The organism is Vibrio sp. CJQ_6 (assembly GCF_043106745.1).
Lineage (GTDB): Bacteria > Pseudomonadota > Gammaproteobacteria > Enterobacterales > Vibrionaceae > Vibrio > Vibrio furnissii.
Map to the genome: position 1 here is coordinate 409,576 of NZ_JBICMV010000035.1, position 26,616 is coordinate 436,191.

The window sequence follows — 26,616 nt, forward strand, 5'->3', positions numbered from 1 at the left end:
TTCGTCGTCAGGCGTCTATGATGACTCAGTGTTTGACGGGCATCGCACCAACTAATGGTGGGGACGACTGCGTTGTGGTGAACGATGATGCCCTTGCCCATGTACATGGCGGTTTGGCACCGGCATGCGAGGAACAGCGCGAGCAATGGCGTGAATTGCAACAGGGTGAGCTGAGTTCATATTGACATCCTTACTGACATGACACTTACACGAAAATGTAATGAAAGAAAGATGCCAATAGTGTGAATCCGCTTGAAATTATGACACCTGACGATGAAATTCGCGCAATGTGTTGATCTCATCCGCCCAAATATCCGGATCAATCGTTTCTAAAATCAATGGGATACCATTGAAGCGAGGATCTTTGGCAATGTATTCAAAGCAGTGCCAGCCGATCTCCCCTTTCCCCAGCGAATGATGACGGTCGACGCGACTGCCATGGGCCGACTTTGAATCATTAATATGCATTGCCCTTAAATAGTGCATGCCCACAATGCGGTCGAATTCGGCAAATGTGGCTTCACACGCTTCAGGGGTGCGCAGGTCGTAACCGGCGGCAAAGGTGTGGCAAGTATCCAGACACACGCCGACGCGCGATTTATCTTCAACCTGATCAATGATTTCCGCTAAGTGTTCAAAACGCCACCCGAGGTTAGTCCCCTGCCCAGCGGTGTTCTCAATCACCGCAATCACGTCAGGAACCGCCTGATGCGCAAGGTTGATTGATTCCGCGATCGTACGCAGGCATTCGCTTTCGCTCACTTGCTTTAAATGACTGCCGGGATGGAAATTCAACAACGTGAGCCCCAATTGCTGACAACGTTCCATCTCATCAATAAAGGCTTCACGTGATTTTGCTAGCTTGTCAGTTTCCGGCGCGCCGAGGTTAATCAGGTAGGAGTCATGCGGCAAAATATGTTCTGCGGCAAAGCCCAAACGCTGGCAATTGGCTTTAAAGGCACGAATGGTTGCCGCTTCAAGCGGTTTGGCCACCCATTGGCGCTGGTTTTTGGTAAACAGTGCAAACGCATTGGCGCCAATCTCTTTGGCACGCAATGGCGCCTGATCAACCCCACCCGAGGCGGACACATGGGCGCCAATAAACTTGTTTTCAGAATCGATTTTACTGTTTGTCATTTAATCACTTCACACTTTCAGTTTGGCCGCCTAACTGCCTGATCTCATGTCATCGCCGACGGGTTATAGGTTTATTTTGTAGTAAAATTACAACAAAATACAAATTAAACTATGTTTTAAACTTTAAACTAAATTGTAAATACTTTGTTTTTAAACAACTTATTGACCAAAATCAAAGTATTCCCCTTGAAGAAAATAAGGTTTTTGTTGTTTTTTGACCTAAATCAATACTATCATCATGGATATTGGCTATATAATACGAAGCTCAATAAAATTTGAAAATTAACACCAATAAATGCCACGTTTGTGGACTAGGAGATAGTGATGATCCAAGGTATTCAAATTACTAAAGCCGCTAATGATGACCTACTTAACTCCATTTGGCTAATCGACAGTGAAGCCAATGAAGCACGTTGTGTTGCCGCCGTTGCCGGTTACGACGCTGATCAGGTTGTTGCGATCAATGAACTGGGTGAATTCGAAAGCCGTGAAGTGGCGATTGAAACCACACCTCGCATTGAAGGTGGTCAACACCTGAACGTGAACGTGCTAAAACGTGAAACGTTGGAAGATGCGGTTGCGAACCCAGAAAAATACCCACAGCTGACCATTCGCGTGTCAGGCTACGCGGTACGTTTTAACTCGCTGACGCCAGAGCAGCAACGTGATGTGATCGCACGTACATTTACAGAATCTCTGTAATCTCAGATGCATGAAAAAAGCGGCGCCGATGAGGGCGCCGCTTTTTTATTCTCTTTAGCCACTCACGTGAGCCAATTAAGGCTGCACTTTGACCAGCAAGGCTTTCAGTGCGTCAAAGTCATTGTCGAGATCAACCGACAGCAACTCCATGACCGCATGTTTGGCAAGCGGCGCCGGCAGTTCGATATCCGTTCCTAAAATCTCATCGACGACTTCTTTAAATTTCGCCGGATGCGCCGTACACAAGAACAGACCGGTTTCGCCCGGTTGCAGTTGCTCGTTGAGCACGCGGTACGCAATCGCGCCGTGTGGTTCACACAAATAGCCGAGCGCATTGAGCTCTTGCACCGATTGCGCACTTTCGTGGTCAAGCACCGCCCCTTTGCCCAATGTTTCCAGGCCCCAATCTTTCAGGCGGCATAGCTCTTCAATGCGTGGCCAGTTGTTTGGCTGACTCACATCCATTGCATTTGACGTGGTCGCGACCGTCGGTTTCGGATCCCATTGACCGGTTTCCAGATAACGAGGCACCGTATCGTTGGCGTTCGTTGCGGCAATGAACCGTTTGATCGGCAGACCCAGCGCTTTAGCCAGCAGGCCCGCCGTCAGGTTACCAAAGTTACCACTCGGGACCGAGATCACCAGATTCTCGCGCTCTGCCTTGCTCATCTGCGATACTGCTTCAAAGTAGTAGCAGATTTGCGCCATCAGGCGGCTGATGTTGATCGAGTTCGCGGAGTTGAGGCCGATCTGCTGACGCAGCTCAGCGTCATCAAACGCTTTTTTCACTAACGCCTGACAAGCATCGAAGTCGCCATTGATGGCCACGGTATGAATGTTTTGACCCAGCGTACAGAACAGCTTCTCTTGCAATGGGCTGATCTTGCCTTTCGGATACAGAATCACCACGTTGATGTCTTCCATGCCGTAGAAGGCGTGGGCCACCGCCGCACCGGTATCGCCCGATGTTGCGGTCAGAATGGTGATCTTACCGCCGTTCGACACCGCTGCCAGAGATTGGGCCATAAAGCGCCCCCCGAAGTCTTTAAACGCCAGGGTTGGACCGTGGAACAGCTCCAGCGCATAGACGCCGTCTTTGACTGACTGAATCGGCGCAGGGAATTGGAATGCCGCATCCACCATCGCATTCACTTTGTCTTCCGGTAGCTCATCGCCAATCAGCGCAGACAGAATCTTGGTGCTGCGAGAGACGAAATCTTCCGCCAGCAGCGCATCAATATCGTCAAACTTGGGTAATTCCGACGGGAAAAACAGACCTTGGTTGCGGCCTAACCCTTGGCGCACGGCTTGGCCAAAGGAGACTTGTTCATCATTTTCTTTTATGTTGTAAAGCTTCATAGCTCACTTCCTGTAACTTTCGAACCGTTCTTGTCGAGGCGACAAATGTGCACGAATCCTTCTTCATTTTGGACGTAGTTTTGTTCAAGCCAACGAGCGACACGCTCTGCGACATCTTTATCTTTGCATACGCTAAACAGCGTTGGACCACTGCCTGATATCCCGGTCGCCAGTGCCCCTGCAGACGCCGCGTATTTACGCGCATCGGCAAAGCCCGGCAGCAGTTTCTCACGATATGGTTCTGCGATCACGTCTTTGATCATCTTCGCCGCCAGCTCCGGTTGGTTGGTATGACACGCATGAATAAAGCCCGCCAGATAACGGCCGTGTGCGATGATGTCCTGACGACGATATTGCGACGGCAGAATCGCACGTGCTTCCGCGGTCGAGACTTTGATGCCCGGATACGCCATCACCCAGTACCACTCATCAAAACAAGGCACTTCCTGGCTGATGATACCGAGCTCTTCCAACATCAGTTGCACGCCGCCCAAATAGCATGGCGCCACGTTGTCGTAATGCACACCGCCGGAAATTTTACCTTCCATTTCTCCCATCAGTGCCAGCAACTCAGTGTCGTTCAGCGGTTGGCCATGGAAACGGTTCAGTGCATCGAGTGCAGCCACAATCGAGCAGGCACTGGAACCCAGTCCTGAACCGATCGGCATGTTTTTCTCCAGCGTCATGTCCAGCGGTTTGAGGGCGATCTGCTTTTTATCCAGCTCGCGCGCAAACACGGTCCAACAGTCGTACACGATGTTTTCTTTGGGATCCGTGGGCAGCTTAGAGACGAAGCTGCCCGCTGTTTTCAGTGTGAATGGTTCGCTGCCCGACTTGACCTGCACGCGGTCACCCAACAGAGTGCCGTCGACTGGGGACACCGCGGCCCCCAGCACGTCGAACCCCACACTGACGTTACCAATGGATGCCGGCGCATAAACAACGACACTCATATCACTTGAACTCATGGATTAAACCCCTAATTTCCAGCCTAACGTACGCATCACATCCGCGAATACGCCTGCGGCAGTTACTTCTGTCCCGGCGCCATAACCGCGCAGCACCAGAGGAATTGGTTGATAGTAGCGGCTGTAGAACGCCAGCGCGTTCTCGCCATCTTTAATTTTGAACATTGGGTCATTTTCATCGACCATCGCCAGACGCACGCGGCACTGACCATCGGCAATTTCACCCACGTAGCGCAGGACTTTGCCCTCTTGAGCCGCTTGATCGCCCAAGGACTTAAAGTACGCATCGGCCTGTGGCAGACGTGCCATAAACTCATCCACACTGCCCGATGCATCAAAACCCGGTGGCAGTGCCTGTTCCACGATCACGTCGTCTAACTCTAATACCATGCCCGATTCACGCGCCAAGATCAGCAGCTTACGTGCCACATCCATACCCGACAGGTCATCGCGCGGATCCGGTTCCGTAAAGCCTTTGTCTTTGGCAACCGAGGTCGCTTGGCTGAACGACAATCCTTCATCGAGTTTGCCGAAGATAAACGACAGTGACCCCGACAAAATACCGTTGAATTTTTCCAGCTCATCGCCTGCGGCAATGAGGTTTTGCAGGTTCTCAATCACCGGCAAACCCGCGCCAACAGTTGTTTCATACATCAGCTTACGGCGAGAGTGACGCGCCACTTCACGCAACTGGTAGTAATACGCCATGCTGGCGGTATTGGCTTTCTTGTTGGGGGTGACCACATGGAAACCCGCGGCCAAGAAATCGGCGTATTGGCGCGCGATGTCATCGCTTGACGTGCAATCCACCAACACCGGGTTGATGATGTGGTTGCGTTGTACAAGGGCAATCAAACGTGCCAATGAGAACTCTTCGGTGGCAGCGGTCATGCGATCGCGCCAGTGATCCAGCGGCAAGCCTTCGCTATCAAGCAGCAACCCTTTGCTGTTGGCAAGGCCACATACGCGGATCACGATGCCTTTATCGGCCAGTTTGCTTTGTTGTCGGTGGATCTGATCGACCAACTCACCGCCCACACCACCCACGCCGACCACAAACACATCAAGGAAGTGTTTGGAATTGAAGAGGTTCTCGTGACACGCTTTGATCGCCGAAGAGACTTTGTCTTCTGGGATCACCGCGGAGATCGCGCGCTCAGATGAGCCCTGCGCAATCGCAACAATATTGACGTGCGCTTCAGTCAGTGATGCAAAGAACTGCGATGCAACGCCACGCGAAGTCCGCATTCCGTCACCCACCAGCGTGATGATCGATAGATCTTCCATGAACTCAACCGGCTCGAGCAGGCCATCTTTGAGTTCAAGCTCAAAGGTTTCCGCCAGCGCTTGTTGTGCCAGTTGTTTGTGTTCTGCTTCAATACAGAAACTGATGCTGTATTCCGACGACGACTGCGTGATCAACACAATGGAGACGCCCGCAGCGGACATGGAGCCAAACACGCGGCTGGCCATCCCGACCATGCCTTTCATGCCAGGGCCAGACACGTTCACCATGGTCAGGTTGTTGAGTGTGGTGATGCCTTTGATGGCCAGCTTATCTTCGCCGGTATCTTGGCCAATCAGTGTGCCTGGGCCTTGTGGATTGAAGCTGTTTTTAATTAAGCAAGGAATGTGGAATTGAGCAATCGGCGCGATGGTTTTCGGATGCAGAACGGACGCACCGAAATACGAGAGTTCCATCGCTTCTTGATAACTGAGGGATTTCAGCAGGCGCGCATCGTCCACCAAACGCGGATCACAGTTGTAGACGCCATCCACATCGGTCCAGATTTCGCAGCACTCGGCGCGCAGACACGCGGCCAAAACCGCCGCTGAATAGTCGGAACCGTTGCGGCCAAGGCAAACGAGCTCGCCTTTTTTGTTCCCCGCGGTAAAGCCCGGCATGATGTTGACGTGATGCGCTGGCAGTGGATTTTGCTTGAACAGCTGTGTCGACGCATCGACATCCACCATAGCTTCTAAGTAATCGCCTTTGGCCAGCAAGTACTTCACGGGATCAATCAGGTTGGCAGCCAGCCCTTTGGCTTCCATCACCGCTTTCATCAGTTGAATGGAAATACGTTCCCCTTTACTGATGATGCGCGCATTCACGTTGTCGGGACACATGCCCAGCAAGCTAATGCCGTGCACGTACTGACGCAGTTTCGACATCGACGTACGCACTTGGTTGTCAAAACCGCTGCCGTCTAGATGGGGCAACACCGCTTTGATCGCGTCAAACAGCGCTTGAAATGATGCTTCCAGCTCGGCGATCTGTAATTCCGCCTCACCATTGCGCAGTGCATTCTCAATCACAGCCACTAACTTATTGGTTGTTTTCCCTGGCGCGGACAGTACAACGGCCACTTCTTCCTGCTGTGCATTGTTGGCAATGATGTCAGCCGCTCTTAAAAAACGGTCAGCATCTGCTAACGATGAACCTCCAAACTTTAATACTCGCATCCCTTCCTCCAAACTCTCTGAAAATTGGTATAAAAAAAGGCCTGTATCGGTTGGGATACAGGCCTTTTTTGTGAATTTTTTACGCTCAGCAGCCTGCCCCAACATGCGTCATGTCGGTAATAATAATGGTCGTGGTCATTACTACTAGGCTGTTATTAATCATAGGAATCTTGCGTAACTCGTGTGTTTGCGTGCCTTTACGTTTAACCCATTTTTGCGCAAAGAGTCAACGAAAAATTTGTTTTTTTTCGCTTCTCTTTCAATTCTTACGTCTAAATCGCTAAATCATCAGGATTCATATGCTAGGGTGACACGCAGATAACCGATCCATCATTCCGACATAACCAATCGCTATAACAATTTGAGCAGCAACCGGTGATATTTTGTGCTTAAATTGGGGTTGCCGCAGTGGAAAGCGAACACCCAATCATCACAACAAGGAGGGTATCATGAAGCACATTCTTGGTATGGTATGCCTCGTGATGGGTTGTGCCGCGCACGCCGTAGAGCTCCCCGCCTTGCCCTCCGAACAGAGCCGATCTTCACACAGTATGTTCTTGTACAGCGAACCGGGTAATCAGGGGTTTGACAGTTGGGTGGTCGATGGCGGGTACATGTATAACGTATTTCGCAATGTAGATTTGTATGTCGGCGCGCGCGTCAACTCATCGATCAATGGCGGCGAAAATGGGTTTCTCAGTGGCGTCAGCTACAAGGTGAGCGAGCGCTTCTCACTCAAAAGCACTCTCTATTCGGTGAACAAACTTAGTGAAGACAACAAACGCGTTGACGTCTTGTCGGCCGAAGTCTCCAGCCGCTTGCACCTGACCGAAAATCTCGATTTGCACGCCACTCTCGACTATCAGGAGTGGCAGCAAGGCATCGAGTTTGGTCTCGGCTTTCGGTTCTAACTCAGCGTCAGCTCGACAGGCGACAGAAGAACCCCATTCCAGTCGGCGTAGAGGTAATCGCCCGGCTGAATCATCTGGTTATGAATCGTCAATGTGACATTGACATCCCCCGCACCGCGCTTCTCTGTTTTGAACGGGCAAGCCCCCAGCGCTTTAATGCCGAGATCCATCTGGGACATCGCCACCACATCGCGCACCGCACCATTGATGATCACGCCTTCCCATTCATTCTCAATGGCGGAAATGGCAATTTGGTCGCCCATCAGCGCTTTTTGGCAGGAGCCATGACCATCGACCACCAACACTTTCCCTTTGCCGTTTTGGCTGAGTATTTCTTTCACTTTCGAATTGTCGTGATAACAGCGTACGGTGACGATTTGTCCCCAGAAGGCACTGCGCATACCGAAATTTTGTAACGGCAGCTCCAACAATGTCACTTGCGATTCATATTGATCACAAATATCCGGTGTAATATCTCTCATCATTCCTCCATGATTCTTGTTGTGCTTGTTATTTAAGTTTTTCTTGTAACGAGCCTAACGACACCGCCCTCCCGTCAATACAAGAGTGCAACATCAGCTCATCGTTCATAACGTAATAAATCGCATTCTGGTCAAAGTCTCTGGCCAGCTGCAGCGCCGTGTCTAAAGGCATGACCACGGCAAAACTCTCTTCAAACCAGTCGAAATGGTCATCTCCGACCACCACTTCAGACCAATCATAATTCATCAACTTCTGTTGTAAACGTTGATTATTTACGCAATTCTCATTATTCGACAACCTCTGGCTTTTCGGGTTCCATGCCGTGATTATGGCGAACGATCGCTTGCGCAACGGGGATTCAAAGGCAAATCGGACATGAGAGTAGGCTTGCCACAGTTTTTTATCTATCGTCATTGTTCTCGTATTTTTACAACTCGTTATTACTATTCATATCTGTTACATTCCAACTCTTGATGTAAATCAACAAAGTTGTTGGAATTAACAACAGGCCGTTGTTAGCATGCTGTTAACATTATAGAATTCGCTGCAAAGCCTAGTAGAACTGTCGAGGTATTGGATCTCAATCGCTAGTGTTATCCATGGATGGCGGGCAATCAAAGTCGAGACTTTGTCTAAAAACTTTGGTTTATTATCAACATAATTTTACTTGTATGTTATGTTTTTGCCTAGAATGAGTTCTATTAGCACATTTTTTTCACAAGTTTAGGTACCGCCAATGCAAACCCCGCAGATTCTAATCGTTGAAGACGAGCAGGTAACTCGTAACACTCTTAAGAGTATTTTTGAAGCAGAGGGATACGCTGTTTTTGAGGCCAGTAACGGTGAAGAGATGCACCATGTGCTGTCCGACAACCCAATCAATTTGGTGATCATGGATATCAACCTGCCAGGTAAAAACGGCTTGCTGCTGGCTCGCGAACTTCGCGAACAAGCAGATGTAGCGCTGATGTTCCTGACTGGTCGCGACAATGAAGTAGACAAGATTCTGGGTCTGGAAATCGGTGCAGATGATTACATCACGAAGCCATTTAACCCACGTGAGCTCACCATTCGTGCACGTAACCTGCTTAGCCGTTCAATGAACGCAAGCACAACACACGAAGAGAAACGTTCTGTTGAGAAATACGAATTCAACGGTTGGGTACTGGACATCAACAGTCGTTCACTGGTTAGCCCTGACGGCGACAGCTACAAGTTGCCGCGTTCAGAGTTCCGTGCACTGCTGCACTTCTGTGAAAACCCAGGCAAGATCCAAACTCGTGCGGATCTGCTGAAGAAAATGACTGGCCGTGAGCTCAAACCTCATGACCGCACCGTAGACGTGACCATTCGCCGCATTCGTAAACACTTCGAATCTGTGTCTGGCACACCGGAAATCATCGCAACGATTCACGGCGAAGGTTACCGTTTCTGTGGTGATCTGGAAGAGTAATTTTCCAAATCAACGAACACAAAAAAGCCTCTGCATGCAGAGGCTTTTTTATGCTTTACCGATCAGTACACTTTGTCGATGGTGACTTTGTGTTCTACCAGCCAAGTTTCGCCTTGGCTGTCACTTAAGCCCAACGCCACGCTGACTGGCTTGTTCAGATCGATTTCAATGTCACTCTGGAACACCACTTCCCACATGTTTTCACTTTGGGTACGCAGTTCCACGTCATCACCGTCAATGGTCCACATCTCATCGCCCTGCTTAATCACCACCATGCTGACATTCAGATCCGCCGGAAGCTGACCGGACGTTTCCAGCGTCAAGGTGCCGTTGAGATTCTGCGAATCAACATCCTCACCGACCTTAGGCATTTGATCGGTCCAGAGGTTACTTTTGAGCTGAATCGCCGTGTCTGAGAACATGGCCAAATTGCTGTGCTGCCAGTTGACGGTATGCGTCGCACACGCGGCCAAGACTGTACTCGCTAAAACCAAAAGCCACTTTTTCATGTTATTTCCTCTGCGCTAACCACTGTTTCAGCACCAGAATATCATTCTGGTATTCATTTTTAATTTCATCGACCCAATCGGTGATGTTTTCCCACCATGCTGGTGCATCCGGCGATTGCGCTTTCTGGGCCACACTCTGAATGTGTTTCAAACCAATCGAGCCTGCCGCCCCTTTGATTTTGTGTGCTTCCGACGCAATCCCCGCCTGATCTTTGGCCACCATATTGGAATCAAGAACCTCGATATAGCTTGGCATCATCTCGGCAAACATTTCAATACTGTCGAGCACCGGCTGCGGCCCCACAATGTCAATGTAGGACTCCAACATGGGCAGATCGAGTAAACGTTGATACAACTCATCTTGCGCATCCAGCAGCTCTGGCTGCGGCGAAACGGCCTGCACACTCGGTTTGTCGATGTGATGCACCACCTTGTTAATCACATCCTGCACGGCTTGTACGGACAGCGGTTTGCTGATCACATCATCCATGCCTTTACGTTGATATTCGCCTTTGTCTTTCAGCACGTTGGCCGTCAAAGCCACCAACGGCGGCAGATGCGGATACGTATCTCGGTAGTACTGAGCAATGTCAAAGCCGGTCATGTCCGGCAATTGAATATCGAGGAACACCAAATCGTATTGATCCGGTTCGAAGACGGCTTTGGCCTCTTCCCCAGTCATCGCGACCGACACGGTATGGCCTAAGCTTTCCAGCAGCGAGCGAGCCACGGTAACGTTGAGTTCAATATCTTCCACCATAAAGATATTTAAGCTCTGTTGCTGCATAGGTTGCGGCTCAGCCACGCTCGCGTGTGACAATGGTACGCAAATGGTGACGGTGAAGGTGCTGCCAAATCCCTCTTCACTGCTAACACTGATATCGCCGCCCATCAGGTTGATCAACTGGCGAGACACCGCCAGCCCAATGCCGGTGCCGACCGCGTGTAAGTTATCTTTGCCTGATTTAACCTGATAATACATGGCGAAGATCTTATCGAGCTCCGATTCTGGAATGCCGATCCCGGTATCTTCAATGTCCATCACGATATTGGCGAAATCCCCCTCAACCTCAGCGCTGACCGACATTACCACGCCCCCTTCTTTGGTGAATTTCATCGCGTTGCTGATCAGGTTCCACAGCACCTGACGCAGGCGCGTCGCATCCACTTCCACCAGCGCTGGTAAATCCGTCAACCGTTCGAGATCAAAACGCAGTCCTTTCTGCTCGGCCATTAACGCCGAGAGGCTTTCGAGCTCAGCAACAAACTCCTCGAAATTGAGCGGCGCCGGGAATAACTCCAGTTTGCGACGGTCAAATTTATCCATGTCGATGATGTCGTTGAAGATATTGCCCAGCGTCACCGCACTGACATTGATGGTCTGCATGTGTTTACGCTGCTCGGGATCAAGCTGGGTATCCAGCAGCATACGGCTTAGCCCCACAATGCCGTTGAGCGGGGTACGCAATTCATGGCTGATGGTCGAAATAAAGGTAGTTTTGTCACGGCTGGCTTTTTCCAAAGACTCTTCATGACGCTTACGTTCCGTGATATCGCGCCCAAAGCCCACCAAGCCCAAATGACGACCATCTTTGCTGTAAAATGGCACTTTGCGCAGCTCGAAATAACTTTTACGCCCATCCGGGTATTCCAGCCACTGCTCATACGTGAGCGAACGGTTGTTATCAAACACTTGCTGGTCGGTTTCAACGATCGACTGCGCGATCTCTTTGCGATACACATCCCATGGCGTCAACCCAACCAGATCACTTTCGCGCTTGCCGGTCAGCTCTTCCATCGCGCGGTTACAGCCGGAGAATTCACATTTGGAGTTGCGGTAGTAGATCAGATCCGGTGACGCATCGATGAACGAGCGCAGCAGCGCGGTCCGTTCTGCCAATTCAACCTGGGTTTTTTCACGCTGGTAGACTTCGTTCTCCAGATCCACCATCGCCTCTTCACGCGCTTCTTCGGCTTTGATCCGCTCTTCAATTTCTTGATTGAGCTTGACGATGTTCTGTTGCAGCTTCTGATTGAGTTCCTGATCGCGTGAGCGCATGTCCTTGAGCTTAGAGACCAGTTTGGACAAGCGTTGACGTGACTCTTCCAACTGATCGACCACCACCGAAAGGAAATAGACCGCCCAGGGCGTGATCAACAAGCCAAAGAACACCGAGCGAACAATATCGATGTCGTCGACAAAACCTTTCAGCGCCAGCGTGATGCCAACTTGCACCACCACGGCCAAAGCCACTAAGGCCAGCGCCAGCAAAATTGAAAAACGGAGGATGCCCAGCTTGACCAGCAGATCGACATAATACTGGGCGAGATTTTTCATGGGTTTCATGCAAAGCTCCAGGATAAACGTTGGCGTTAGTCTAGCGTGTTTGGCCTATGAACGTCAGCCATAACCGTGACAAGTCGTGGATGAATCACCCCACGCATGCTCAAAGTGAGATGGGATGCACGCTGGTTTGATTGCGGCCATTGGCTTTGGCTTGGTACAGCGCGCTGTCGGCCCAAGCCAACATGGTTTCTGGGGTATCCTCGGGTTGAGGAATGCAGGTCACCACACCAATACTGATGGTGATATAAGGCGACACAGTAGAACTCTGGTGCGGGATCGCCAGTTCTGCCAAACGATCGTGAATGCGCTGCGCCACCAATTGAACGCCCGCCAACTCGGTGTTGGGCAAAATGATCGCAAACTCTTCCCCACCATATCGGGCGACGCAATCGGACGAACGATTAATCACGTCATTGAACGCCTGCGCCACCAAGCGAAGAATATCGTCCCCTTGTAAGTGGCCATAGCGATCGTTGTACCCTTTAAAGTAATCGACATCGCACAGCATCACGCTCAGTGGACGCTTTTCACGGGCATGCAGGTGCCACAGTGCTTGCATCTGCGCATCAAAACGGCGTCGGTTTGCCACTTGCGTCAAGCTATCTAAGTAACTCAACCGCTCTAACTCTTGGTTGGCCGCTTCCAATTTCTGCTCGCTGAGATAGCGCTCCGACACATCTCGCGCCATGATCAGCACGCCTCGCGTCCCGGAAATGGGATCACGAAAAGGCGATTTCACCACGTCGTACCATACTTGACGCCCATTGGCATAGTCCACTTTATCCAGATAACGCAGCGAGTGGCCACTTTCCAGCACGCTGCTGTCGGTTTCCGACAAACGGGCATACACACTTTCTGGCACCACATCTTGCAAGCGCTTGCCGATCAATTCACGCACATCATGCAGCCCCAGCGCGTCAATAAACGGTTCATTACACGCTTGATAAACCATGTTCTCGTTGAAAATGCCGATGGAATCGGGGCTGGCGTCCAAAATGCTTTGCAAAATGGTATCGCGCTGCGCCAGTGCCACTTCCGTGTCTTTGCGCTTTTCCATTTCATCACGCAGATTGCGCTCAATGTTGTGCCAGTCCGTCACATCATGACTGATACCCAACACGCCCAAGTTCTCGCCACTGGGCGACATCAGCACCGTTTGATGAGTTTCCAGCAAACAACTGCGCCCATCCGGTGTGGTGGTCCAGCGCTGCTGACTGGCGCGCCCTTTCATCACGCCTGAAAATGCTTCACTGCCTTCGGCTTCACGGCCATGCCAGAATTGATCAAACGCGCGGTTGGTGGCGATGCGTTGCCCATCTAAGTCTTTGACGTAAATCAGTTCCGACAGAGAATCAAAGGCGGTTTTAGAAATGGTCAACGTATTGAGTTCATGGTGGTGTTCAGAGGCAGCATGGTGGTAAGCGACCGCATTAACCAGCCAGACTTGCTGGCCACGATAATGGGTCGCGCGCGCGGTCAGTTCAATTTTGTGCTCACCGCCACTAGACAGTGGCCAGTCAATCACCGCCGCAACGTGTGTTTCAGCGCAGCCCGCCACGGTTTGCAGCAGCGATTCTAGCGCCTGCGTTGGTAATGTATGAGGAAAGAAAAAGTTTTTGCCCACGCGGCGAATGCCAAACAGCGAGAACGCGGCTAAATTGGCAAACACCAATTCGCCTTTTTGTGCTTGAAATAGCAGCAGCGCCGCCGGTGAACTGGCCATCAGCAACACCAAATGCCGCTGCAAACGACGATACAGGTAGAGGAAACCGGCGCCGATCACAGCGATCAGCGAGACAAACCATCCCCAGTGTTCCATAAATCCTGTCGCTGCCCACTGCAGTTGATCCATGCTGATGAAAACCTTCAAACACTACCGTTTATTGAGAGGGCAAAAGATAACAGTTTCTCTGGGTTTGATCCGCAACTATTCGATTGGGTGATATTGAAATGGCCGTGCGATGAAGGATCCTTGAGCGCCGTCACGATCCAATCGGCGTCCAATCTCCGTCATCGCCAGCCAGCGGTTCTCACACCACAACGGTGACAGCAGGGTTGGCCGACGTGCCGACGAAGCCACGCGATGAAAGACCACCTCTGGCGGTGTGTGCTGAATCATTTCACACGCAATCGCGACGTATTCGTCGAACGTCGGCGCTTCCAATTTGCCCGCACGCCATGCTTTGGCCATGGTGCTGCCTTCAACAATGTGCAGACCGTGCAATTTGATGCCGTCGGTGCCCACGGCAAGCACTTGCTCTAAGGTGGCGAGATTATCGTCTCGCCCCTCTTTCGGTAGCCCGACGATCAGGTGCGTACAAACCTTGATACCCAGCGCGCGGGCTCGACGAGTGATTTCAGCGTAACAGGCAAAATCGTGGCCGCGGTTGATGCGTTTGAGTGTTTGGTCGTTGGCCGTTTGCAGCCCCAATTCAAGCCAAATCTCAAACCCTTGCTGCGCGTATTCAGCCAGCAGTTCCAACACGGCATCCGGCACACAGTCAGGGCGCGTTCCAACACACAAGCCGACAATATCCGCCGCTTTGAGCGCCTGTTCATACATCGATTTCAGCACCTGAACCTCGGCATAGGTACTGGTATAAGCCTGAAAATAGGCCAGATATTTCTTCGCTCGCTGCACTTCACCCGCGCGATCAGTCAGCTGGTCTTCAATGCTTTTGGCCTGGCTCGCTTCATCGGCAAACGACGCCACATTGCAAAAAGTACAACCGCCGCGGCCAATGGTGCCATCGCGATTCGGGCAACTGAATCCGCCATGTAAGGTCAACTTATGTACACGCTCTCCGTAGCGGCGCTGGAGATCTTGTCCAATCGTGTTCACTAACTCATGTAACTGCATGGCGATACCCAAAATAAATACAAATAATTCTCAATTACAAAATGTAATTAAATTACATAATTACACTATTTAGTCACAAATTTTAGGTGTATGAAACGCAGACATCTCTAACCAAAATCAATAAACATTCATAAAAACAGCATTTAACCCTTAATGTTTTACAAATGTTAAACAAGTTATGCATTTGCAAACAAAAAAAGCCCATAAAAATCGCCGACTTTTCGTTGCATTTTTGCACGACAAAATTGTAGGATACTTACAGTTTTGCACTGTTTTTTGATTATTTTATTACAAGAAACGCTGCGAAACGTCGGTGATATTCCGCTCCTACCTATATAAACCACTACAAAAGTGGCCTGACAAAAGGGATATCACTAAGGATTGTTTTTCTCACAAAATTTTTCCTGTGAGAGACGGAAAGGAAGCGAACCCGCCACCACTGGCAGGTTTAGATTCATAACAATAAGGACAGGATACAGCGCTGGGGCTTGCCTTGGCTTGCTTGTGTCCGCTTGAACTGGAAGGATGTATCTATGGTAGATCGAGAGCAACGTTCGCGAGGTCTTTACACGCCGGAACTCGAGCATGATGCTTGTGGTATCGGTTTTGTTGCCCACCTCAAGAACCGCAAATCTCACCAAGTTGTGACTCAAGCACTGGATATGCTGGCACGCATGGAGCACCGCGGCGGTCAAGGTTGTGACCCTTGCAGTGGCGACGGCGCGGGCATTCTGCTGCAAAAACCACACGAATTTCTATTGGAAGAAGCCGTGAAGCTGGGCATCAAATTGCCAGCATTCGATAAATACGGCGTCGGTGTGGTGCTGTTTCCCCAAGATGAGCACAAACGCGCGCAATGTCGCGATATTTTAGAACGCAACGCCAAGCGTCTGGATCTGGACGTGATTGGTTACCGCGTATTGCCAACCGACAACAGCATGCTGGGTGCAGATCCGTTAAGCACCGAGCCTCAATTTGAACACGTATTTATTTCCGGCGGTCCGGGCATGAGTGCTGACGAGCTGGAACGTAAACTGTACGTCTTACGTAATTACACCGTCCGCGTTTGTCTCGAAAGCGTGTCGAACATCGGTGATGACTTCTACATCAACTCGCTGTCGTACAAAACGCTGGTCTACAAAGGCCAGTTGACGACCGAGCAAGTACCACAATATTTCCTAGATCTACAGAATCCGACCATGGTGACGGCGCTGGCGTTGGTGCACTCGCGTTTCTCCACCAACACATTCCCGAAATGGCGTCTGGCTCAGCCTTTCCGTTACATTGCGCACAACGGTGAAATCAACACGGTACGTGGCAACCTGAACTGGATGAAGGCGCGCGAGGCGATTCTGCAATCGAATTTATTTACGCAAGCCGAAATCGACATGTTGCTGCCGGTGTGCCAAGAAGGCGCGTCTGACTCTGCCAACTTCGACATGGTGCTTGAGCTTTTGGTGCTCTCTGGCCGCAGCCTGCCACATGCCCTGATGATGATGATTCCGGAAGCGTGGCAAGAAAACAAAGCCATGGATCCGAAACGTCGTGCGTTCTACCAATACCACGCCAACGTGATGGAACCGTGGGATGGCCCAGCCTCGGTCTGCTTTACCGATGGCGTGCAAGTGGGTGCGACGCTCGACCGCAACGGCCTGCGTCCGTCTCGCTACACCGTGACGAAAGACGATTTCCTCATCATGGCGTCCGAGTCGGGCGTGGTGGAAATTGCACCGGAAAACGTTGAATACCGTGGCCGTTTGCAACCGGGGCGTATCTTTGTGGCCGATTTAGAACAAGGCCGCATCATTTCGGATGAAGAAGTGAAAGATGGCATTGCCAACGCCCAGCCCTATGAACAATGGGTAGAAGAAAACCTGCTGAGCTTGAAGAAGCTGCCGGATGCCGACAACGTGCACAGCCAGCCTTCGCCAGAACGTCTGCTGCACCGTCAGCAAGCCTTTGGGGTCAGTAGCGAAGAAGTGAACGACATCATTCTGACACTGGCGCAAACCGGTTATGAACCGCTCGGTTCGATGGGCGCCGACTGGCCTGTGGCCGTGCTGTCGCACCAGTCCCAGCATCTGTCGAACTACTTCAAGCAGCTGTTTGCTCAGGTGACCAACCCGCCGATCGACCCGATTCGCGAACGCATGGTGATGTCACTCAACACCTACATCGGCCGCGATCAAAACCTGCTCACTGAAACGCCTGCGCACTGTCGTAAAGTGGAACTTGAATCGCCCGTGATTTCCAACGCTGAGCTGGAAAAACTGCGCGCGATCGATAACGAACACCTGCAAGCCAAAACGCTGGATATCGTATTCCAGGCCAGCGGCGAACCCGGCAAACTCGAACGCGCGCTGAAACGCATCTGCCAATATGCAGAAGACGCAGTCATCGACGGTTACTCGATCATTCTGCTGACCGACCGCGCCGTGAACTCCAACCACGCCGCAATTCCTGCCATGCTGGCCGTGGGCGCAGTGCACCATCACCTGATCCGAAAAGGGCTGCGCTCGAAGTGTGGCATTGTGGTTGAGACTGGGGATGCGCGTGAAACGCACCACTTCGCGACCCTGGTCGGTTACGGGGCCAACGCAGTCAACCCATATCTGGTCACAGAAACCATTTTCGATCTGAAACGCCGCAACAAACTGGATGCCGAGATTCCGGTCGACAAATATTTCGAAAACTACCGTAAAGGCATCAATGCTGGCCTGCTGAAAATCTTCTCAAAAATGGGGATTTCAACCCTGCAGTCCTACCATGGCGCGCAAATTTTTGAAGCGCTGGGGATCAGCAAAGCGGTGGTCGATAAATACTTTACCGGCACCATCACCCGTATTCAGGGTATGACGCTGGATGACATCGCCAAAGAAGTCGGCGTGCGTCACCGCATCGGTTACCCAACGCGTGAAATCCCGTTGCAAGTGCTGGATGTCGGCGGTGTGTATCAGTGGAAACAACGAGGTGAAAAACACCTGTTCAACCCAGAAACCATTCACCTGCTGCAACACTCGACGCGCAACAAAGACTTTGAAGAGTTCAAGAAGTACGCCGCAGAAGTCGACAGCCAAGGCGACAAAGCCGTTACTCTGCGCAGTCAGCTCGACTTTGTGAAAAATCCGGCCGGCTCGATTCCAATTGAAGAAGTGGAGTCAATTGACAGCATCGTTAAACGCTTTGCCACGGGCGCAATGTCGTTTGGTTCGATTTCTTACGAAGCGCACTCCACATTGGCAGTTGCGATGAACCGTCTGGGCGCGAAGTCAAACTCGGGTGAAGGCGGCGAAGATCCAATGCGCTTCCTGCCAAAAGAGAATGGCGACTGGGAACGTTCGGCGATCAAACAGGTGGCGTCAGGCCGCTTTGGGGTGACGTCGTATTATCTGACCAACTCGGAAGAGATTCAGATCAAGATGGCGCAGGGCGCGAAGCCGGGCGAAGGCGGTCAATTGCCGGGCGATAAAGTCGATGACTGGATCGGCGCAACGCGTCACTCGACCCCGGGGGTCGGCCTGATTTCGCCACCACCGCACCACGACATCTACTCCATTGAAGACTTGGCACAGCTGATCTTTGACCTGAAAAACGCCAACCGCAAAGGCCGCGTGAACGTCAAACTGGTCTCGGAAGCGGGTGTCGGCACCATCGCATCTGGCGTCGCCAAAGCGAAAGCGGATGTGGTCCTGATTGCTGGCCACGATGGTGGCACGGGTGCATCTCCCGTGTCGTCGATTCGTCACACCGGTCTGCCGTGGGAACTGGGTCTGGCCGAAACGCATCAAACCCTGCTGAAAAACGGCCTGCGTAACCGCATCGTCGTGCAAGCCGATGGTCAGATGAAAACCCCACGCGACATCGCGATTGCGACGCTGCTGGGCGCTGAAGAATGGGGCGTGGCTACCGCCGCACTGGTGGTTGAAGGCTGTATCATGATGCGTAAGTGTCATAAGAACACCTGCCCGGTTGGCATCGCGACACAAAACAAAACGCTACGTGAACGCTTTGACGGCCGCGTCGATGACGTGGTGACCTTCTTCCAATACATGGCGCAAGGTCTGCGTGAAATCATGGCAGAGCTGGGTTTCCGCACCATCAATGAGATGGTGGGTCAGGCGCACAAACTGAAACTGCGCGACGATGTTGGCCATTGGAAATACAAAAATCTGGATCTGTCTCCGGTACTGTTCCTTGAGCCGCCGCGTGAAGCCGATGGCATCTACTGTCAAACGCAGCAGAACCACAATCTGGAAAGCGTGCTGGATCGCCAGTTGATCGAGGTCGCTAAACCGGCGCTGGAGAAAGGCGAAGCGGTGCAAGCACAATTCCCGATCATCAACACCGACCGCAGCACCGGCACCATGCTGTCGAACGAGATCTCCAAAGTCTACCAAGATCAAGGTCTACCGCAGCCGATGCAGGTCAAATTCAACGGCAGCGCAGGTCAATCGTTTGGCGCATTCTTGGCCAAAGGCGTGACATTTGAAGTGGAAGGTGATGCGAATGACTACTGGGGTAAAGGGTTGTCCGGCGGCACGCTGGTGCTCTATCCGAACCGCGATTCCAGCCTGATTGCCGAAGACAACATCGTGGTCGGAAACGTCTGTTTCTACGGTGCGACGTCTGGCGAATCTTACATTCGTGGCCTTGCGGGCGAGCGTTTCTGTGTCCGTAACTCCGGCGCCAAAGTCGTGGTTGAAGGCGTGGGCGACCACGGCTGTGAATACATGACTGGCGGCGTGGCCGTGATCCTTGGCGCAACCGGTCGCAACTTTGCGGCAGGCATGAGCGGCGGAACCGCCTATGTCTGGAATAAGTCGGGTGACTTCGAATCGAAACTCAACCCTGAACTGGTGGATCTCGATCCAATTGAAGCAGAAGACAAAGCGCTGCTCAAAGCGATGCTCACCAAACACGTTCAGTTCACAGGAAGTGAAGTGGCACAGTCCTTCCTCGACAACTTTGAAGCTAGCCTTGCCGATATGGTGAAGGTGATGCCGCGTGATTACAAAGCGGTACTTCAAAAACGTCAGGAAGCAGCAGCGGCAGAAGTGGAGGCAGTGTAATGGGTAAGCCTACTGGATTTTTAGAATTTGGTCGTGAACTACCGAAGAAGATCGACCCGAAAGAACGCATCAAGAACAACAACGAATTTGTGCTGAACGCCGAATTTGGCAACAAGATCAACCAACAAGCGTCACGTTGTATGGATTGTGGCGTGCCGTTTTGTCATAACGGCTGCCCGATTGGCAACATCATTCCAGAGTTCAACGATGCGGTGTATCGTGAAAGCTGGGAAGAAGCGTGGCACATCCTGAGCTCGACCAACAACTTCCCGGAGTTTACCGGTCGTGTGTGTCCGGCGCCGTGTGAAAGCGCGTGTGTGCTGGGCATCAATCAGGATCCGATCACCATTTGTAATATCGAAAAAACCATCGTTGAGCGCGCGTATCAAGACGGCTATGCCAAGCCCAAAACGCCGCGCACTCGCACTGGTAAATCGATCGCCATTATTGGCTCTGGCCCTGCAGGGTTAGCTGCCGCAGAGCAGCTCAACAGTGCGGGTCACACTGTGACCGTGTTTGAGCGCGATGAGAAAGTCGGCGGCCTGCTGCGTTTTGGGATTCCAGATTTCAAACTGAGCATGGATGTGATTGATCGCAAGATCAATCTGATGGCCGAAGCGGGCGTGAAATTTGAAGTCAATGCGCATGTCGGTGTCGACATCAACGCCCAGCAACTGCGTCAGGAATTCGATGCCGTGCTACTGACGGGCGGATCCACCGTCCCACGCAACCTGCCGATTCCGGGCCGCGAGCTAAGTGGAGTGTATTTTGCGATGCAGTTCCTAGCGCAAAACAACCGCCGTGCCAACAACATGGATCTCAAAACCGACGAGATCCATGCCAAAGGCAAACACGTGGTAGTGATTGGCGGTGGTGACACCGGGTCTGACTGTGTCGGCACTTCAAACCGTCACGGCGCGGCAAGCATCACTCAGGTGGAAATCATGCCCATGCCAGCGGACAAACGTCCGGCGAACATGCCTTGGCCGCAATACCCCATAATTCTGCGTACGTCGACCTCCCACGAAGAAGGCTGCGAGCGTCATTGGAACATTCTGACCAAAGAGTTCATTGGCAACGCCAACGGTGAGGTCACCGGCCTGCGCATTGCCGACATTGTTTGGAAAGAAGCCGCAGCGGGCGAGCGTCCGAGTTTCGAAGAAGTGGCAGGCAGCGAGCGAGTGATTCCATGTGACATGGCGTTTCTGGCGATGGGTTTCCTCCATCCGGAACCGCATGGCGTCTTGGCTCAGCTCGACATCAAACTGGATGAACGCGGGAATGTGGCTACACAACACTTCGCGACCAACCAAAAAGGAGTGTTTGCTGCGGGGGATATGCGTACGGGCCAATCGTTGGTGGTTCGTTGCATCAACGAAGGTCGCGAGTCTGCGCGTGCCGTCGATGAATACCTGATGGGCAATACGCATCTCGAAGCCAAAGCCGACTCTTTGATGCTTTCAGCATAAAGGTCTATTCAACAAGGTTCTTAGAGAGTATCTCCCTAGGAACCTTGCTGTAAACACAACAAATTCCTTCCAAACAGTTCCTATTTGGCTAGCCCTCCCGCTAGCCTTTTTTCTTTGTTTCTCATCTGGCGAGATTTAAATGTTAAAAAGTCGTAACATTTAAAAACCTATCATATTGAATTTATTGATATTAATTAGAGTAATGCTTGGTAAATCGCTGACACACATGATTAATCACCAAAAACTTGACCTTTTTCACAATAAGCTATAGGTTGTGAATTCAGTGCAAATTAAACTGTCCGAAATTGTTAAATTTTTAATCAGTTTTAATTAATAATTATCTAAATAATAACAATATAAACGAATAGTTAGTCATTTACTGTCTGGATGACAGAGAAGCAAAGGGAGAATTGCAATGGCTCTATATGATCCAAGTCTTGAGAAAGACAACTGTGGATTCGGCTTGATCGCGCATATGGAAGGTCAAGCCAGTCATAAATTGGTTCGCACCGCGATTTCTGCTCTCGACCGCATGACCCACCGTGGCGGTATTGCCGCCGATGGAAAAACCGGTGATGGTTGTGGTCTTCTACTCCAAAAACCCGATACTTACTTGCGCCTGATTGCTGAAGAACAGCACTGGAAGCTGGGTAAGCAATACGCGGTTGGGATGATATTTCTTAGCCGAGATCCGGTCAAAGCGCAGTCTGCGCGCGACATCATCAATAAAGAGCTAGCGCAAGAAACACTCACGGTCTCCGGCTGGCGTACCGTGCCAACCAATCCGAAAGTGCTGGGGCCGATCGCCGCAGCCTCACTGCCGGATATTCAACAAGTCTTCATTTCTGCCCCTGCCGGCTGGCGTGAACGCGACATTGAACGTCGCCTGTACATCGCGCGCCGCCGCATCGAAAAGCAAATCACCGAAGACAAAGATTTCTACATCTGTTCGCTGTCGACGCAGGTTATTGTTTACAAAGGCCTGTGCATGCCAGCGGACTTACCGCGTTTTTATCTCGACTTGGCCGACCTGCGTATGGAATCGGCGATCTGTCTGTTCCACCAGCGTTTTTCAACCAACACGCAACCCCGTTGGCCATTGGCGCAGCCGTTCCGCTACTTAGCGCACAACGGTGAGATCAACACCATCGAGGGGAACCGTCAGTGGGCGCGTGCGCGTGCTTACAAATTCTCGTCGCCGCTGCTGCCTGACTTACAAACGGCCGCACCTTTTGTGAACGAAACCGGTTCGGACTCGTCCAGCCTCGATAATATGTTGGATCTGTTCCTCGCGGGCGGTATGGATATCTTCCGCGCCATGCGGATGCTGGTGCCGCCTGCGTGGCAAAACCACCCGGATATGGACGACGAACTACGCGCCTTCTACGACTTCAACTCCAAACACATGGAGCCGTGGGATGGCCCGGCGGGTATCGTGTTATCCGATGGCCGCTACGCCGCGTGTAACCTTGACCGCAACGGTCTGCGCCCTGCCCGCTACGTGATCACCAAAGATAAGTTGATCACGCTGGCCTCGGAAGTCGGTATTTGGGACTACGCCCCGGATGAAGTGGCAGAGAAAGGCCGCGTGGGTCCGGGTGAACTGCTGGTGATCGATACACGCAAAGGCAAGTTATGGCAATCGGCCGAGATCGACAACGATCTTAAGAGCCGCCACCCCTACCGTGAGTGGATGCAAAACAACGTTTATCCATTAACCTCGTTTGCTGAACTGCCAGACGATCAGGTGGGCGAGCGCAGCTTTGATGCGGATCAGCTCAACACCTATCAAAAGCAGTTTGCAATGACCAATGAAGAAGTGGATCAAGTGCTGCGCGTCATGGCCGACATGGGTCAGGAAGCGGTTGGTTCAATGGGCGATGATACGCCGATGGCCGTCCTCTCATCGAAAGAGCGCCTGATCACGGACTACTTCCGTCAGAAATTTGCACAAGTGACCAACCCGCCGATCGATCCGCTGCGTGAAAAACACGTCATGTCGCTGGCCACCAGTATCGGTCAGGAGATGAACGTTTTCTGCGAAACCGATGGTCACGCACACCGAGTCACGTTTGAATCGCCGGTGCTGCTCTACTCGGACATGCAACAGTTGCTGACCCTGAGCGATCAGCACTATCGCAATACGATCCTCGACATCAACTACGATCCGCAGGAACACGATCTCAAGCAAGCGGTCTTGGCGCTGTGCGATCAAGCCGAACAAGTGGTGCGCGAAGGCACCGTGCTGATCGTGCTGTCGGATCGTGCGCTGACCAAAGGCAAGCTGCCGATCCCAGCGGCGATGGCCGTTGGCGCCGTGCAAACGCGCCTCGTGGAATCCAACCTGCGTTGTGATGCCAACATCATCGTCGAAACCGCCACCGCGCGCGACCCGCATCAATTCGCGGTGCTGATCGGCTTTGGGGCCACGGCGGTTTACCCTTACCTCGCATATGAAGTGGTCGGTAAATTGGTCGACGATGGCGTGCTGGAGAAGAGCTATCGCGATGCGATGCAAAACTACCAGTACGGCATCAACAAAGGCCTGTACAAAATTATGTCCAAAATGGGCATCTCAACCGTGGCCTCTTACCGCTGTTCACAGCTGTTTGAAGCGGTGGGCCTACATAGCGACATCGTCGAACTGTGCTTTAAAGGGGTCACCACCCGCATTCAGGGCGCCAACTTTGACGACTTCCAGCAGGACTTGTTTAACCTATCGCGCAAAGCATGGACCAAACGCAAGTCAATGGAACATGGTGGTCTGCTGAAATACGTGCACGGCGGTGAATACCACGCCTACAACCCTGATGTGGTTGGCACGCTGCAAACGGCGGTGAAATCCGGTGAAACATCAGACTACGCTCAGTTTGCCAAACAGGTGAACGAACGTCCGGTGGCGATGCTGCGCGATTTGCTCAAACTGAAAAAATCAGACAACCCGCTGGCTCTAGAACAAATTGAGCCGACCACTGAGCTGTTCAAACGCTTTGACTCGGCCGCCATGTCTATCGGCGCACTGAGCCCGGAAGCGCACGAAGCGCTGGCGACCGCGATGAACCGAATTGGCGGTCACTCGAACTCCGGTGAAGGGGGCGAAGATCCGCGCCGTTTTGGCACCGAACGTAACTCGCGCATCAAGCAGGTCGCTTCGGGTCGTTTCGGTGTGACGCCACACTACCTGACCAACGCTGACGTGCTGCAAATCAAAGTCGCGCAAGGGGCAAAACCGGGTGAAGGCGGTCAGTTGCCGGGTCACAAAGTGACGGCGGAAATCGCGAAATTACGTTACTCCGTACAAGGCGTGACGTTGATTTCGCCGCCTCCGCACCACGATATTTACTCGATTGAAGACTTAGCCCAGCTGATCTTCGACCTAAAACAGGTCAACCCGAAAGCGCTGGTGTCGGTCAAACTGGTTTCTGAACCGGGCGTCGGCACGATCGCGACCGGTGTGGCCAAAGCTTACGCCGACCTTATCACCATTTCCGGCTATGACGGCGGCACAGCGGCGAGCCCACTGACCTCAGTCAAATACGCGGGCAGTCCTTGGGAACTGGGGCTGGCGGAAACTCAGCAAGCCTTGGTGGCGAATGGTCTGCGTCATAAGATTCGCCTGCAAGTCGATGGCGGTCTGAAAACCGGCCTCGATGTCATCAAAGGCGCGATTCTGGGTGCAGAAAGCTTTGGTTTTGGGACCGCGCCCATGGTAGCCATGGGCTGTAAATTCCTGCGCATCTGTCACCTCAATAACTGTGCAACCGGGGTGGCGACTCAGGATGAAACCCTGCGCCGCGAGTACTTCAAAGGTTTGCCTGAGATGGTGATTAACTACTTCACCGGCTTGGCTGAAGAAGTGCGTGGTTATCTAGCTGAATTGGGCGTAGAAAAACTCACCGACCTGATTGGCCGAACCGATCTGCTGGAAGCGGTACAAGGCATGACGGCGAAACAGAGCAAGCTGGACCTGTCTGGCATCCTCGAAGCACCGGTGTCACCGGAAGGTTTGCCACTGTTCTGTACTCAACCGAACACCCCGTTTGATAAAGCGGCGCTGAACCAGAAAATCGTGGATGACGCACTGGAAGCGATTGAAAACCAGTACTCAACCGAACTGTACTACGACGTGATCAACACCGACCGCTCCGTCGGGGCGCGGTTGTCGGGTGAAATCGCTAAACGCTACGGCAACGCAGGCCTCTCCGCCACGCCGATCAAAGTGGTGTTGCAAGGCACTGCGGGTCAATCGTTTGGCGTATGGAACGCGGGCGGTGTCGAGCTGTACCTGACAGGCGATGCCAACGACTACGTCGGTAAAGGCATGGCGGGCGGTAAGATTGTCATCAAACCGCATCTGGGAACGGCATTTACCTGTAACGAAGCCACCATCATCGGGAACACCTGTTTGTACGGTGCCACTGGCGGCAAACTGTTTGCAGCCGGCAAAGCCGGCGAGCGTTTTGGCGTGCGAAACTCTGGCACCATTGCCGTGATTGAAGGGGCCGGCGACAACGCGTGTGAATACATGACAGGCGGCATCGTGGCGATTCTCGGGGCAACGGGCGTCAACTTCGGCGCGGGGATGACGGGTGGTTTTGCTTACGTCCTTGACGAAAATGGCGATTTCCAAGGCCGCGTGAACGAGGAATCTGTCGAAGCGATTGCGCTGAACGATCTCTACATCCATCAAGAACACTTGCGTGGCTTGATTGCAGAACATCTGGAAGAAACTGGCTCTGTTCATGCTGAACATATCTTAGCGAACTTTGATGAATGGATTCCGAAGTTCTACCTTGTTAAACCTCAGGCAGCGGATCTGCAGACTCTATTGGGTCACCAAAGCCGCAGCGCTGCTGAACTGCGCGTTCAAGCACAATAATTGGAAG

At 52.1% G+C, this 26,616-nt stretch carries 17 protein-coding genes and 1 other annotated feature; of the genes, 6 read left to right on the forward strand and 11 right to left on the reverse strand.

Annotated features, from left to right (window positions below; genetic code table 11):
- Positions 1 to 51: 51 nt before the first annotated feature.
- Positions 52 to 180, reverse strand: a complete 129-nt coding sequence (locus tag ACF8PK_RS19850; protein WP_260678099.1) for a hypothetical protein — start codon at positions 178 to 180, stop codon at positions 52 to 54.
- A 78-nt stretch (positions 181 to 258) separates the two neighbouring features.
- On the reverse strand, positions 259 to 1,137 hold the full coding sequence (nfo, locus tag ACF8PK_RS19855; protein WP_238825048.1) for a deoxyribonuclease IV: 879 nt from the start codon (positions 1,135 to 1,137) through the stop codon (positions 259 to 261).
- Positions 1,138 to 1,461: 324 nt separating this feature from the next.
- Between nfo and grcA the strand changes: the two genes are divergently transcribed.
- Positions 1,462 to 1,839 carry an autonomous glycyl radical cofactor GrcA gene (grcA, locus tag ACF8PK_RS19860; protein WP_004724153.1) on the forward strand — a complete coding sequence of 126 codons (378 nt, stop codon included), beginning with the start codon at positions 1,462 to 1,464 and terminating at the stop codon, positions 1,837 to 1,839.
- A gap of 75 nt (positions 1,840 to 1,914) precedes the next feature.
- Here grcA and thrC read toward each other — a convergent pair whose 3' ends face one another.
- From thrC to thrA, 3 genes are read right to left on the reverse strand one after another with little or no spacing between them, the layout of a single operon-like run.
- On the reverse strand, positions 1,915 to 3,198 hold the full coding sequence (thrC, locus tag ACF8PK_RS19865) for a threonine synthase (RefSeq protein ID WP_392443223.1): 1,284 nt from the start codon (positions 3,196 to 3,198) through the stop codon (positions 1,915 to 1,917).
- Complete coding sequence (gene thrB / locus ACF8PK_RS19870; protein ID WP_004724151.1) at positions 3,195 to 4,151, reverse strand: homoserine kinase; 957 nt, start codon at positions 4,149 to 4,151, stop codon at positions 3,195 to 3,197. The genes thrC and thrB overlap by 4 nt, the downstream gene beginning before the upstream one ends.
- 18 nt (positions 4,152 to 4,169) lie before the next feature.
- A complete protein-coding gene (gene thrA, locus ACF8PK_RS19875; protein WP_014205728.1) occupies positions 4,170 to 6,629 on the reverse strand; it encodes a bifunctional aspartate kinase/homoserine dehydrogenase I in 2,460 nt (819 codons plus the stop codon).
- A 30-nt stretch (positions 6,630 to 6,659) separates the two neighbouring features.
- Positions 6,660 to 6,779, reverse strand: a sequence feature (Thr leader region).
- A 299-nt stretch (positions 6,780 to 7,078) separates the two neighbouring features.
- On the opposite strand from thrA, the gene ACF8PK_RS19880 reads away from it, so the two are divergent.
- Positions 7,079 to 7,540: a hypothetical protein gene (locus tag ACF8PK_RS19880; protein WP_014205729.1), complete on the forward strand. Its 462-nt coding sequence runs from the start codon at positions 7,079 to 7,081 to the stop codon at positions 7,538 to 7,540.
- Here ACF8PK_RS19880 and ACF8PK_RS19885 read toward each other — a convergent pair.
- Both ACF8PK_RS19885 and ACF8PK_RS19890 read right to left on the reverse strand, forming a co-directional pair.
- Positions 7,537 to 8,022 (reverse strand): putative 4-hydroxy-4-methyl-2-oxoglutarate aldolase, encoded by a 486-nt coding sequence (locus ACF8PK_RS19885; RefSeq protein WP_004724148.1) that lies wholly within the window; start codon positions 8,020 to 8,022, stop codon positions 7,537 to 7,539. The two genes, ACF8PK_RS19880 and ACF8PK_RS19885, sit on opposite strands and share 4 nt — an antisense overlap.
- 28 nt (positions 8,023 to 8,050) lie before the next feature.
- Positions 8,051 to 8,437 carry a DUF3293 domain-containing protein gene (locus ACF8PK_RS19890; protein ID WP_158141099.1) on the reverse strand — a complete coding sequence of 129 codons (387 nt, stop codon included), beginning with the start codon at positions 8,435 to 8,437 and terminating at the stop codon, positions 8,051 to 8,053.
- A gap of 322 nt (positions 8,438 to 8,759) precedes the next feature.
- Here ACF8PK_RS19890 and arcA point away from each other — a divergent pair, with 322 nt between their 5' ends.
- Positions 8,760 to 9,476 carry a two-component system response regulator ArcA gene (arcA, locus tag ACF8PK_RS19895; RefSeq protein ID WP_004724146.1) on the forward strand — a complete coding sequence of 239 codons (717 nt, stop codon included), beginning with the start codon at positions 8,760 to 8,762 and terminating at the stop codon, positions 9,474 to 9,476.
- A gap of 62 nt (positions 9,477 to 9,538) precedes the next feature.
- Here the strand turns inward: arcA and ACF8PK_RS19900 are convergent, their stop codons facing one another.
- The 4 genes from ACF8PK_RS19900 to ACF8PK_RS19915 form a co-directional block, all read right to left on the reverse strand.
- The gene (locus ACF8PK_RS19900; protein WP_004724145.1) at positions 9,539 to 9,985 is read right to left on the reverse strand and encodes a hypothetical protein; all 447 of its coding nucleotides are present in this window, start codon (positions 9,983 to 9,985) and stop codon (positions 9,539 to 9,541) included.
- A 1-nt stretch (position 9,986) separates the two neighbouring features.
- On the reverse strand, positions 9,987 to 12,332 hold the full coding sequence (gene arcB / locus ACF8PK_RS19905) for an aerobic respiration two-component sensor histidine kinase ArcB (RefSeq protein WP_392443229.1): 2,346 nt from the start codon (positions 12,330 to 12,332) through the stop codon (positions 9,987 to 9,989).
- 100 nt (positions 12,333 to 12,432) lie between these two features.
- A complete protein-coding gene (locus ACF8PK_RS19910; protein ID WP_014205732.1) occupies positions 12,433 to 14,184 on the reverse strand; it encodes a GGDEF domain-containing protein in 1,752 nt (583 codons plus the stop codon).
- Between the two features lie 75 nt (positions 14,185 to 14,259).
- Positions 14,260 to 15,192 carry a TIGR01212 family radical SAM protein gene (locus ACF8PK_RS19915; RefSeq protein ID WP_392443232.1) on the reverse strand — a complete coding sequence of 311 codons (933 nt, stop codon included), beginning with the start codon at positions 15,190 to 15,192 and terminating at the stop codon, positions 14,260 to 14,262.
- Between the two features lie 533 nt (positions 15,193 to 15,725).
- On the opposite strand from ACF8PK_RS19915, the gene gltB (ACF8PK_RS19920) reads away from it, so the two are divergent.
- The 3 genes from gltB (ACF8PK_RS19920) to gltB (ACF8PK_RS19930) all read left to right on the forward strand — a co-directional run bounded on the left by gltB (ACF8PK_RS19920) (position 15,726) and on the right by gltB (ACF8PK_RS19930) (position 26,609).
- Positions 15,726 to 20,261 (forward strand): glutamate synthase large subunit, encoded by a 4,536-nt coding sequence (gene gltB / locus ACF8PK_RS19920; RefSeq protein ID WP_392443235.1) that lies wholly within the window; start codon positions 15,726 to 15,728, stop codon positions 20,259 to 20,261.
- Positions 20,261 to 21,730 (forward strand): glutamate synthase subunit beta, encoded by a 1,470-nt coding sequence (locus ACF8PK_RS19925; protein WP_392443237.1) that lies wholly within the window; start codon positions 20,261 to 20,263, stop codon positions 21,728 to 21,730. Before gltB (ACF8PK_RS19920) ends, ACF8PK_RS19925 begins: the two co-directional genes overlap by 1 nt.
- 415 nt (positions 21,731 to 22,145) lie before the next feature.
- Entirely contained in the window at positions 22,146 to 26,609 is a 4,464-nt protein-coding gene (gene gltB, locus ACF8PK_RS19930; RefSeq protein WP_392443240.1) for a glutamate synthase large subunit, read from the forward strand.
- Positions 26,610 to 26,616: the final 7 nt, after the last annotated feature.